The following is an 11,106-nucleotide window of genomic DNA, read 5'->3' on the forward strand; positions in this document are numbered from 1 at the left end:
CATCGGTCATGATGATGATGCGGTGGTAGCGCAGCTTGTCGGGGTTGAAATCGTCCCCGCCCATGCCCTTGCCGATGCCGGTGCCCAGCGCCGTGATCAGCGTCAGGCCGTCGCTGATCGCGCGCAGCGCTTCCACGTCCATCCACGCGCTGAGGCGGTCGATCACGTTGGTGGCCTGCACGTAGGCCTGCGCCTTCTGCACCAGCTCGTCGCCGATGATCGGCGGGCGGTTGTCGCCCGGCTCGACGCGGGCACCGTCGAGCGCCACCTTCAGCAGGTATTCGTCCAGCGCGTGCGCATCTTTCAGGTACTGCTCGGCCTTGCCGTGCTTGACCTTGTAGAGCGGCGGCTGCGCGATGTAGATGTGGCCGCGCTCGACCAGATCGGGCATCTGGCGGTAGAAGAACGTCAGCAGCAGCGTGCGGATGTGGGCGCCGTCGACGTCCGCATCGGTCATGATGATGATGCGGTGGTAGCGCAGCTTGTCGGGGTTGAAATCGTCCCCGCCCATGCCCTTGCCGATGCCGGTGCCCAGCGCCGTGATCAGCGTCAGGATTTCGTTAGAGCTCAGCAGCTTCTCGTAGCGCGCCTTCTCCACGTTCAGGATCTTGCCGCGCAGCGGCAGGATGGCCTGGAACTTCCGGTCGCGGCCCTGCTTGGCCGAGCCACCTGCGGAGTCACCCTCGACGATGTAGATCTCGCACAGCGCCGGGTCTTTCTCCTGGCAGTCGGCCAGCTTGCCGGGCAGGCCCATGCCGTCGAGCACGCCCTTGCGGCGCGTCATCTCGCGGGCCTTGCGTGCGGCTTCGCGCGCACGTGCCGCGTCGACGATCTTGCTGCAGATGATCTTGGCGTCGTTGGGGTTCTCGAGCAGCCAGTCGTTCAGCAGGCGCGAAACGATGTCTTCGACCGGCGCGCGCACTTCCGAGCTGACCAGCTTGTCCTTGGTCTGGCTCGAGAACTTGGGCTCGGGCACCTTGACGCTGACGACGCAGGCGAGGCCCTCGCGCATGTCGTCGCCGGCGATCTCGACCTTGGCCTTCTTGGCCAGCTCGTTGTCGTCGATGTACTTGTTGATGACGCGGGTCATCGCGGCGCGCAGGCCGGTCAGGTGCGTGCCGCCGTCACGCTGCGGGATGTTGTTGGTGAAGCACAGCACGTTCTCCGAGAACGAATCGTTCCACTGCATCGCCACCTCGACACCGATGTTGGTGCCCTGGTCGCTGGTCTTGTCGCCGACCGCGTGGAAGATGTTCGGGTGCAGGGTCTTCTTGCCCTTGTTGACGAATTCGACGAAGCCCTTCACGCCACCGGCGTAGGCGAAGTTGTCCTCCTTGTTGTTGCGCTCGTCGACGAGGCGGATCTTGACGCCGTTGTTCAGGAACGAGAGTTCACGCAGGCGCTTGGCCAGGATGTCGTAGTGGAACTCGTTGTTCTGCTGGAAGATCTCGGTGTCGGGCAGGAAGTGGACTTCGGTGCCGCGCTTCTCGGTGTCGCCGATGACCTTCATCGGGCTGGTGTCGAAGCCGTCACGCTGCTCGATCACGCGGTCTTGCGGAATGCCCTTGCGGAACTCGATGAAGTGAACCTTGCCGTCGCGGCGCACCGTCAGGCGCAGCCACTTCGACAGGCCGTTGACACAGCTCACGCCCACGCCGTGCAGGCCGCCCGAGACCTTGTAGCTGTTCTGGTTGAACTTGCCGCCGGCGTGCAGTTCGGTCAGCGCGATTTCGGCCGCCGAGCGCTTGGGCTCGTGCTTGTCGTCCATCTTGACGCCGGTCGGGATGCCGCGGCCGTTGTCGATGACGGAGATCGAGTTGTCGGTGTGGATCGTGACGACGATGTCGTCGCAGTGGCCGGCCAGCGCCTCGTCGATCGAGTTGTCGACGACCTCGAACACCAGGTGGTGCAGGCCGGTGCCGTCGGACGTGTCGCCGATGTACATGCCCGGGCGCTTGCGCACGGCCTCCAGGCCTTCGAGGATCTGGATCGAGCCTTCGCCGTAGGCGGCCGAGGCTTCCGCACCCGTCGAGGCCCCCAGGCCTTCAGGCGAAGGGATCTCGCGCCGGGTGACGCCGTCGTCATGGCTGCCGGGGGTGGGGGTCTTGGGGTCGCTCATGGCATTTCTTCAGGTGGGGGCTCGGCACGGGACAGGCCCGGCAAGCCCCTTAAAAACGGCTTGGCGGGCTTGGAAGCCCGCCGGTCAGGGGTGGGGGGTGGGTCAGGCCCCGCGCGGCCGTCAGATGCGCATTGGCATCACGACGTACTTGAAACCCTCTTGCTCGGGCACGGTGATCAGGGCCGCCGAGCTGCCGTCGTGCATCTCGAGCCTGACCATCTCATGGCCGATGTTGGCCAGCGCGTCCATCAGGTAGGTCACGTTGAACCCCACCTCGATCGCCGGGCCGTCGTAGTCGATCTCGAGTTCTTCCTTGGCTTCTTCCTGCTCGGCGTTGGACGACGCGATCTTCAGCGCGCCCGGCTCGATGTTCAGCCGCACGCCCTTGAACTTCTCGCTCGTCAGGATCGCGGCGCGCTGCAGGCTGGCCAGCAGCGGCTGGCGGCCCAGCGTGATGATGTTCTTGTGGTTCTTCGGGATCACCCGGTTGTAGTCGGGGTACTTGCCCTCGACCAGCTTGGTGACGAATTCCATGCCCGAGAAGCTGAACTTGGCCTGGTTGCCGGCAAAGCGCATCTCGATCATCGCGTCGGCTTCGTTGCCTTCGACGTCCTTGCTGTCCTTGCCGTCCTTCAGCAGGCGCATCAGCTCGAGCACGGTCTTGCGCGGCAGGATCACCTCCTGCTTCGGGATGTCGCTCTCGAGCTGGGCCTGGGCCAGCGCCAGGCGGCTGCCGTCGGTGGCCACCAACGTCAGCGTCTTGCCCTCGGCGACGAACAGGATGCCGTTCAGGTAGTAGCGGATGTCGTGCACCGCCATCGAGAAGTGCACCTGGTCGATCAGCGTCTTCAGCGTCTTTTGCGGCACCGAGAAGACCGGGCCGAAATCGACCGCCTCGTTGACGAGCGGGAAGTCTTCGGCCGGCAGCGTCTGCAGCGTGAAACGGCTCTTGCCGCCCTGCAACGTCAGCTTGGCGCCGCTGGCGGACAGGCTCACGACCTGGTCACTCGGCAGCGTGCGCAGGATGTCGATCATCTTGCGGGCACCGACGGTGGTCGACATGGTGCCGGCGTCACCGCCCAGGCTGGCACTGGTGCGGACCTGGATCTCCAGGTCGCTGGTCGTGAACTCGATCGTTTCGCCGGTTTTGCGCAACAACACGTTGGCCAGGATGGGCAAGGTGTGGCGCCGCTCCACGATGCCGGCCACGGCCTGCAGGGCAGCCAGCAACTTTTCTTGTGGGGCTTTCAGAACAATCATGTCTTCCTCTTTGAACTTAGTCGTTCTAGTAGGCTCGGGCGCCAACTGTGGAAAAGCGCATTTTCGCCTGATTCTTCAATGCTTTAGCGTCTGGGCAACCCTGTGTGCCGGAGGCTGGTTTGGACAGGGGTCAAAAGACAGTAACTTCGCTCGCCGGTCTTCGCCTGTGGGTAACTGGGTGCTTGTTCGAAAGTTGTCCCCAGGCTTGCACGTTGACAATGGGGCCAAGTTCGGTCAGGGCCGAAAAAAAGCGCCCGCTCAGCCCTTGAGGGTCTGTTCGAGCACGTGCAGCTGCTGGTTCAGTTCGGTGTTCTTGTGACGCTCGCCGCCGATCTTGCGCACCGCGTGCAGCACGGTGGTGTGGTCGCGGCCGCCGAAGAGCTCGCCGATCTCGGGCAGGCTCTTCTGGGTCAGTTCCTTGGCCAGGTACATCGCGATCTGGCGTGGGCGCGCGATCGAGGCCGGGCGCTTCTTCGAGTACATGTCGGCGACCTTGATCTTGTAGAAGTCGGCCACCGTCTTCTGGATGTTCTCGACCGAGATCTGCCGGTTCTGGATCGACAGCAGGTCTTTCAGCGCCTCGCGGGCGAGGTTGATCGAGATGTCCTTGTGCGAGAACTTCGAGTAGGCCAGCACCTTGCGCAACGCGCCTTCGAGCTCGCGCACGTTGGCACGCACGTTCTTGGCGACGAAGAAGGCGACGTCTTCAGGCATCAGCGTGCCCTCGGCGCGGGCCTTGGCCAGCAGGATGGCCACGCGCATCTCCAGCTCGGGCGGTTCGATCGCCACCGTCAGGCCGGAGTCGAAGCGCGAGGTCAGGCGCTCGTCGATGTCCACCAACCCCTTGGGGTAGGTGTCACTGGTCATGATGATGTGGGCCCGCTTGGCCAGCAGCGCTTCGAAGGCGTTGAAGAACTCCTCCTGCGTGCGCTCCTTGCCGGCGAAGAACTGCACATCGTCGATCAGCAGCAGGTCGAGCTGGTGGTACTTGGCCTTCAGCTCGTCGAACGTCTTGCGCTGGTAGTTCTTGACGACGTCGGAGATGAACTGCTCGGCGTGCAGGTACAGCACGCGGGCGTTCGGGTTGTCGGCCAGCAGCGCATTGCCGACGGCATGCACCAGGTGGGTCTTGCCGAGGCCGACGCCACCGTAGATGAACAGCGGGTTGTACATCTGGCCAGGCGCGCCGGCCACGTGCAGCGCGGCGGTGCGGGCCATCTGGTTGGCGCGGCCGGCGACGAGGTTGTCGAACGTCAGCGCGGTGTTCAGGCGATGGCGGTTGGACGCGGGCGGCTGGTGCAGGCCGTGGGCGGTGCCACCATTGCCCGAGGGGCGCGCCAGCGTGGCGAGATCGGCTGCCGCGGCCGCGGCCTGGCTGTCTTCGCGCCGCGGCAATGCGGCGTTGGCCAGCACCTGGGCGGCGGTGATCGGCTGGTTCGGGTGGCCCAGCGGCGGCATCACGCGGGTATGGGCACTGCCGTTGGCCGGCCGCATCGTCAGCCCGGCCATCGGCTCGCGCGGAGCCAGGCTCAGCTCCAGCCGCACCGGCTTGCCGGCCAAGTCGCTCAGGACGTTTTCGATGCGGGCGCCGTACTGCGAGCGGATCCAGTCCAGCTTGAAACGGTTGGGCACACGCAGGCACGCGACCGCGCCGGCATCGCCGGCATCGGTGATGTCCGCCGGCGGCAGCGGGCGGATCCAGGTAGCAAATTGTTGTTCGGGCAGTTCGGTCGCGAGGCGCTCGCAACCACGCTGCCAGAGATCAAGGCTCATTGTGGACAAGTTCTTATCGAGCGGCCGGATTCTACGCACGGAACGACGGGCGAAGGCGGTGGTTATCCACAGTTTTTAAAGGCGGGTCAAGCCCCGCGCCAAGCCCCGTTCTGCCGTGCAAGTGTTTGACCCTCCTCACGTTTTTTGCTCTAATAGTGGGTTTCCCGAATCGGGGCCGTCAGGCTCGCTTGCGTTTTGCCCAGCCTTGGCGCTGGGGCAAGTCGCGGCGCAGGCTGGGTGGTCACCGGGGGCTGACTGGATTCGTAAGCGGGTTCGGCTGGCCCCAGGCTGCTGCGCTAAAGCTTTGCCAAGCTTGATCTCTGGCGGCTGGGAAGCCCCTTCCAACTCCCTGAATCAAGCACCATGAAGCGCACTTACCAGCCTTCCAAGATCCGCCGCGCCCGTACGCACGGCTTCCTCGTTCGCATGAAGTCGCGTGGTGGCCGTGCCGTCATCAACGCGCGCCGTGCCAAGGGCCGCAAGAAGCTGTCCCAGGTCTAAAGCGCACGCCATGATCGGCCGCATCGTGCGACCGGCCGATTTCGAACGCGTGCTCGCGACAGCGCCCCGCTCGCGAAGTGCTCACTTCGCCGTTCATCATGTGAGCGGCTGGCCTTCGCTTGCGCGTGCGAGCACCGCCAAAGATGTTCGCGAGGCGGTTGTCCAACCTGTTTCACCAGAGTTATCCACAGGTGCCGACCTTGCCAATGACGGCCTTGTGGATGAATCGTCAACACCGCCTGTTCCGCCACCGCCTGAAGGGCATTGGCTGGGCTTGGTCGTGCCCAAGCGGCACGCCAAGCGAGCGGTCACTCGCAATCTGATCAAGCGCCAGGTTCGCGCCGCAATGGCGCAGCACGCGCCTGCTCTGCCGCCGGGCCTGTGGGTGGTTCGCCTGCGGGTGCCGTTCGACAAGCGCGAATTCCTGAGTCCCTCGTCCGAGCCCCTGCGGCTGGCGACGCGGGCTGAGATTGCCCAGTTGTTCAGTCGGGCCGTGGCCGGCCGGCGCGCGCCATGAGCCGGCGTGAGCGCACCCTGCTGCGGTTGAAGCTGGTGCCGCGGCACGCGCTGGTGCTGTTGTTGCGCGGCTACCGGCTGTTGCTGAGCCCCTGGATCGGCAACCAATGCCGTTTCGCACCCACCTGCTCGGTCTACGGCATCGAGGCCTTGCAACGCCACGGTGCCTTGGCTGGCAGCTACCTGACCATGGCGCGCGTGCTGCGTTGCCACCCTTGGTGTGAGGGCGGCTGCGACCCGGTTCCGATCGAACGGCCGCGCCTGTTCACCCATTTGTTGCCGGCGGCCACCGTGGGCGACCCCTCCAAGACTTTTTCCAGGCCCTTGTCATGACCGATATGCGTCGCACCCTGCTGTGGGTGGTGTTCATCATGTCGCTCGTCCTGTTGTGGGACGGGTGGAACAAGCACAACGGGCATCCGACGATGTTCGGCATGCCGGTCGCCGAGACCTCCACTGCAGCGGCCAGCGCTGCGGCCTCGAGCGTGGCGGGCGCTGCGAGCGTCGCGGCCGCCGGTGGTGTGCCCGCAACGGCGGGTGTGCCGGCCGCGGCAGCGGCCAGCGCACCGAGTGAGCAGATCACTGTCCAGACCGACGTGATGAAGCTGACGCTGGACACGCTGGGCGCGACCGTGACCCGCACCGAGCTGACCCGCTATCAAGACAGCGTCGACCCGTCGCGCCCGGTGGTGCTGTTCGACCAGACCGGCAGCCGCCACTACCTGGCGCAAACGGGCTTCTTCAATGCGGCCGGCGGCGCGCCGCTGCCGCGCCACTTGAGCCCGTTCACGGTGGCGCCAGGCGAGCGCACGTTGAAGGACGGCGCCAACGAACTGAGCGTGCGTTTCGAATCGCCCGAAATCGGTGGCGCCAAGCTGGTCAAGACCTACACCTTCAAGCGCGGCGAATACACGATCGGCGTCAAGCATGAGCTGACCAACGTGTCGGATGCGCCGATCACGCCCAAGGTCTACCTGCAGTTGCTGCGCGATGGCAACCCGCCTGAAGGCCAGTCGACCTCGTACTTCTCGTCCACCGGCTTCACCTACACCGGCCCGGCCGTCTACAACGACGCGAGCAAGTTCAAGAAGATCGAACCGGCCGAGATCGACAAGCGCGGCGCCAGCCCGTCGAAGGTCGAGGCGACGACCAACGAAGGTTGGGTCGCGATGATCCAGCACCACTTCTTCAGCGCCTGGCTGCTGCCCGCCGGCAAGCAGCGCGAGTTCGTCACCAACAAGATTGGGAACGACTACACGGTGGCAATGGTGCAGCCGCTGGACACGCTGCAGCCCGGCGCGACGGTGACCCACGAGGCCACGCTGTATGCCGGCCCGCAGGACGAAAAGAAGCTGGAGGCCATGGAGCCGGGCCTCGAACTGGTCAAGGACTATGGCCGCGTGACCATCCTGGCCAAGCCGCTGTTCTGGCTGCTGGACCATCTGCACACCCTGCTGGGCAACTGGGGCTGGTCGATCATTGCGCTGGTCGTGCTGCTGAAGATCGCGTTCTACTGGCTCAATGCCAGCGCCTACAAGTCGCAGGCCAAGATGAAGGCGGTCAACCCGCGCATCATGGAAATGCGCGAGCGGCTGAAGGACAAGCCGCAGGAGATGCAGCAAGAGATGATGCGCATCTACCGCGAAGAGAAGATCAACCCGCTGGGGGGGTGCCTGCCGATCGTCGTGCAGATGCCGTTCTTCATCGCGCTGTACTGGGTGCTGCTGGCGTCGGTCGAAATGCGTGGCGCGCCATGGCTGGGCTGGGTCACCGACCTGTCTCAACCCGACAGTCTGTTCGGCGTGTTCCCGCTGGGTGACATGCCGATCGGCCCGCTGCCGATCCTGATGACCTTGAGCTCGTTGCTGCAGGTGGCCCTGGGCCCGAAGGCACCGGACCCGATGCAGGCGAAGATGATGTGGCTGATGCCGCTGATGTTCAGCTTCATGTTCTTCTACTTCCCGTCTGGCCTGGTGCTGTACTGGTTGACGAACAACGTGCTGTCGATCGCGCAGCAGTGGTTCATCAACAAGCGGCTGGGCGTCGCCTGACCGCTTCGTGATCCTTGCCACGAAAGGCCCCGTCCGACGGGGCCTTTTTCATTTCAAGGGCTTCAAGGCCCGCAGCCATTGGACGATCATCCTGGTGCGGGGTCCAACCCGGAGCCTCCGGTGAGCGAGTGATCGGACGTGGTCGAAGAAGGCCATGATCGACGCTCCCCCCGCGCCAACACCTGTGCCTCGAGGCCGCCACCGCATGCGCTGCGGCACGGCGCTCGGGGGACAATCCCGGCCGTGTTCCTCGGCCGCCACCAAGACCCCATCGTCGCCATCGCCACCGCCCCCGGGCGGGGTGCGGTCGGCATCGTCCGTGTATCGGGCCGGGGGTTGGCAACGCTGGCCAGGGCGCTGACCGGCATCACGTTGAGCCCTCGTCGCGCCCACTACGGGGCGTTTCTCGGCGGCGACGGCCAGGCCATCGACCAGGGCCTGGCGCTGTTCTTCCCGGCGCCGCAGTCCTACACCGGCGAAGACGTGCTGGAGTTACAGGCCCACGGCGGCCCGGTCGTCTTGCAGCTGCTGTTGGCGCGTTGCCTGGAGCTCGCAACAGGGACCGAAGGCGTGCCGCTGTTGCCGGGCCTGCGCCTGGCCGAGCCCGGTGAGTTCACGCAGCGCGCGTTCCTCAACGATAAGCTCGACCTGGCCCAGGCCGAAGCGGTGGCCGATCTGATCGACGCCAGCACCGAAGCCGCGGCACGCTCGGCCAGCCGTTCATTGGCCGGCGCGTTCTCGGCTCAGATTGACGCGCTGGCCGAGGCCATCGTGCGCCTGCGCATGCTGGTCGAGGCGACGCTCGACTTTCCCGAGGAAGAGATCGACTTCCTCGAAAAAGCCGATGCCCGCGGCCAGCTGGCGCGCATCCAGCAGCAGCTCGACGAGTTGCTGACCCGCACCCGCCAGGGCGCGCTGCTGCGCGAGGGCCTGCGGGTCGTGCTGGCGGGCCAGCCCAACGTCGGCAAGAGTTCGTTGCTGAATGCGCTCGCCGGCGCCGAGCTGGCGATCGTGACGCCGATCGCCGGTACCACCCGCGACCGCGTCAGCGAGACGATCCAGATCCATGGCGTGCCGGTGCACGTGACCGACACCGCCGGCCTGCGCAGCGACGCCGCGGACGAGGTCGAGCGCATCGGTGTTGCGCGCAGCTGGGAGGCGATCGCCGGCGCCGACGCCGTGCTGTTCCTGCACGACCTGACGCGGGTCGACGAGCCGGCTTACCAGCAGGCCGATGCCCTGATCGCCGAGCGGCTCGCCGCGGTCGAGCCCGAGCGCCTGCTGCACCTGTTCAACAAGGCCGATGCGGTCGGCTCGGTGGGGGATTTCGAACGCGCGCGACCGGGCCTGCGTCTGTCGGCTCGCACCGGTGCCGGGCTGGACGCGCTGCGCGACACCCTGCTCGAACGCGCCGGCGGCCTGGCCTCGCCCGAAGGCCTGTTCATTGCGCGCAGCCGCCATGTCGAGGCGCTGCGTGAAGCCGGTGCGCACCTGGCCCGCGCTGCTGAACACGCCGCTCAGGCCGATGCCGCACTGGACCTGTTCGCCGAAGAGCTGCGCCTGGCGCACCAGGCGCTTCAACGCATCACCGGTGCCTTCAGTGCCGACGATCTGCTGGGCGAGATCTTCAGCCGCTTCTGCATCGGAAAGTAGTTCGGCGTTCTAGGGCGTCCCGCCGCGTCCCGACGGCCGCCCTAAACCCCTGTCGCCAAAGGAATCGTGATTCCAAGGTGTCTCATTTAGTCCCCTTACATCCCACCTATGTAGTGTCCAAGACTGTGTCCACAGAGCTAAATTCCGCACCCTCCGCGGAGGGCCGTGGACACAGACGAGGGACAAGACAGGAATGGGACGACTCACCGACACTGGCATCAAGGCGCTGAAGCCGAAGGCCGGCACGTATCAAACCGCCGATGGCGAGGGCTTGGTGATCGAGGTCAAGACGAGCGGGCGCAAGACCTGGATGTACCGCTACCGGCTCGACGGCAAGGCCGAAAAGCTGATGCTCGGGAGCTACCCCGAGGTTTCGCTGAAGGAGGCCAGGGAGCGGCATTTCGAGGCCCGCCGCGCTGTCGCACGTGGTGAATCACCCGCCCGGGCCAAGCAGGAGGCCAAGTCGGCCACGCCCAAGACCCAGACGGTGACCGAGTTCAGCGAGCAGTTCTTCCGCGAGATCGTCCAGCGCGACCGGAAGGACACCACCATGCCCCGCCGCTATCTCGACAAGCAGATCCTGCCCGCGCTCGGGGCCAAGCCGATGAGCGAAGTCACTACCGAGGACGTGCGCGCCATCATCTGGGCGAAGAAGGACCAGGGCTTTGACGCTGCCGCCGCCGACCTGCGCGGCCTGTTGAAGCGCCTGTTCGACTACGCCTTGACCTGCGGCCAGGTCGCCACCAACCCGGTGCTCGCCTTGCCCATGCGGCATGTGTTCAAGGCCAAGGCGCGTGAGCGGGCCCTTTCGGTTCACGAGATCGGCGTCTTCCTGCGCGCCTCCAAGGAATCGAACATCCGGCGTCAGTTCAAGGTCGCCTTGCACCTGACGCTGCTGACCATGTCGCGCAAGTCCGAGCTCCTGCTGGCCCGCTGGAAGGACGTCCACCTCGAAGAGGCGGAATGGCATATCCCCGCCGAAGCGTCGAAGACCGGCAAACCGCACATCGTCTACCTCTCGCGCCAGGCGATCAGTCTGTTCCAGGAGCTGCACGCACTGGCCGGCGGCAGCGCGCTTGTTCTGCCGGGGCGCAGCAGCCTCAACAAGCCGTTCGCCCACAACGCGATCAACTCGGCACTGAAGAAGTCGCTACAGGGCCAGGACATCCCGGCCTTCACCATCCACGACCTGCGCCGCACCGCGTCGACCTTGCTGCATGAACAGGGCTGGGT

General features: G+C 65.6%; 9 protein-coding genes. 6 read left to right on the forward strand and 3 right to left on the reverse strand.

Annotated elements, in window-relative coordinates; translation table 11 throughout:
• From VFY73_RS12960 to dnaA, 3 genes are all read right to left on the reverse strand, one after another.
• Nucleotides 1-2,119, reverse strand: a 2,119-nt coding sequence (locus VFY73_RS12960; protein ID WP_329719317.1) for a DNA gyrase subunit B, incomplete at its 3' end; no start/stop codon positions are given.
• Nucleotides 2,120-2,239: 120 nt separating this feature from the next.
• Nucleotides 2,240-3,379, reverse strand: coding sequence for a DNA polymerase III subunit beta (gene dnaN, locus VFY73_RS12965; protein WP_329719319.1), 1,140 nt, complete (start codon nt 3,377-3,379; stop codon nt 2,240-2,242).
• A gap of 258 nt (nt 3,380-3,637) precedes the next feature.
• Nucleotides 3,638-5,152, reverse strand: coding sequence for a chromosomal replication initiator protein DnaA (dnaA, locus tag VFY73_RS12970; RefSeq protein WP_329719321.1), 1,515 nt, complete (start codon nt 5,150-5,152; stop codon nt 3,638-3,640).
• A 363-nt stretch (nt 5,153-5,515) separates the two neighbouring features.
• Between dnaA and rpmH the strand changes: the two genes are divergently transcribed.
• From rpmH to VFY73_RS13000, 6 genes are all read left to right on the forward strand, one after another.
• Entirely contained in the window at nt 5,516-5,653 is a 138-nt protein-coding gene (gene rpmH / locus VFY73_RS12975) for a 50S ribosomal protein L34 (RefSeq protein WP_324158085.1), read from the forward strand.
• Between the two features lie 10 nt (nt 5,654-5,663).
• Nucleotides 5,664-6,170 (forward strand): ribonuclease P protein component, encoded by a 507-nt coding sequence (locus tag VFY73_RS12980; RefSeq protein WP_329719323.1) that lies wholly within the window; start codon nt 5,664-5,666, stop codon nt 6,168-6,170.
• Nucleotides 6,167-6,502, forward strand: coding sequence for a membrane protein insertion efficiency factor YidD (gene yidD, locus VFY73_RS12985; RefSeq protein ID WP_414654451.1), 336 nt, complete (start codon nt 6,167-6,169; stop codon nt 6,500-6,502). The genes VFY73_RS12980 and yidD overlap by 4 nt, the downstream gene beginning before the upstream one ends.
• Nucleotides 6,499-8,220, forward strand: a complete 1,722-nt coding sequence (gene yidC / locus VFY73_RS12990; RefSeq protein ID WP_329719326.1) for a membrane protein insertase YidC — start codon at nt 6,499-6,501, stop codon at nt 8,218-8,220. Before yidD ends, yidC begins: the two co-directional genes overlap by 4 nt.
• A gap of 243 nt (nt 8,221-8,463) precedes the next feature.
• Nucleotides 8,464-9,873, forward strand: a complete 1,410-nt coding sequence (gene mnmE, locus VFY73_RS12995) for a tRNA uridine-5-carboxymethylaminomethyl(34) synthesis GTPase MnmE (RefSeq protein WP_329719328.1) — start codon at nt 8,464-8,466, stop codon at nt 9,871-9,873.
• Nucleotides 9,874-10,066: 193 nt separating this feature from the next.
• Nucleotides 10,067-11,106 (forward strand): tyrosine-type recombinase/integrase (locus VFY73_RS13000; protein ID WP_329719330.1); only part of this gene is annotated, 1,040 nt, incomplete at its 3' end.

This window comes from Ideonella sp. (assembly GCF_036277275.1).
GTDB lineage: Bacteria > Pseudomonadota > Gammaproteobacteria > Burkholderiales > Burkholderiaceae_C > Ideonella.

Bases quoted from the DNA above. Each gene is read 5' to 3' on its own strand.
- rpmH (WP_324158085.1), top strand. From the start codon at position 5,516: ATGAAGCGCACTTACCAGCCTTCCAAGATCCGCCGCGCCCGTACGCAC.
- dnaN (WP_329719319.1), bottom strand. From the start codon at position 3,379: ATGATTGTTCTGAAAGCCCCACAAGAAAAGTTGCTGGCTGCCCTGCAG.
- yidC (WP_329719326.1), top strand. From the start codon at position 6,499: ATGACCGATATGCGTCGCACCCTGCTGTGGGTGGTGTTCATCATGTCG.
- yidD (WP_414654451.1), top strand. From the start codon at position 6,167: ATGAGCCGGCGTGAGCGCACCCTGCTGCGGTTGAAGCTGGTGCCGCGG.
- VFY73_RS12980 (WP_329719323.1), top strand. From the start codon at position 5,664: ATGATCGGCCGCATCGTGCGACCGGCCGATTTCGAACGCGTGCTCGCG.
- dnaA (WP_329719321.1), bottom strand. From the start codon at position 5,152: ATGAGCCTTGATCTCTGGCAGCGTGGTTGCGAGCGCCTCGCGACCGAA.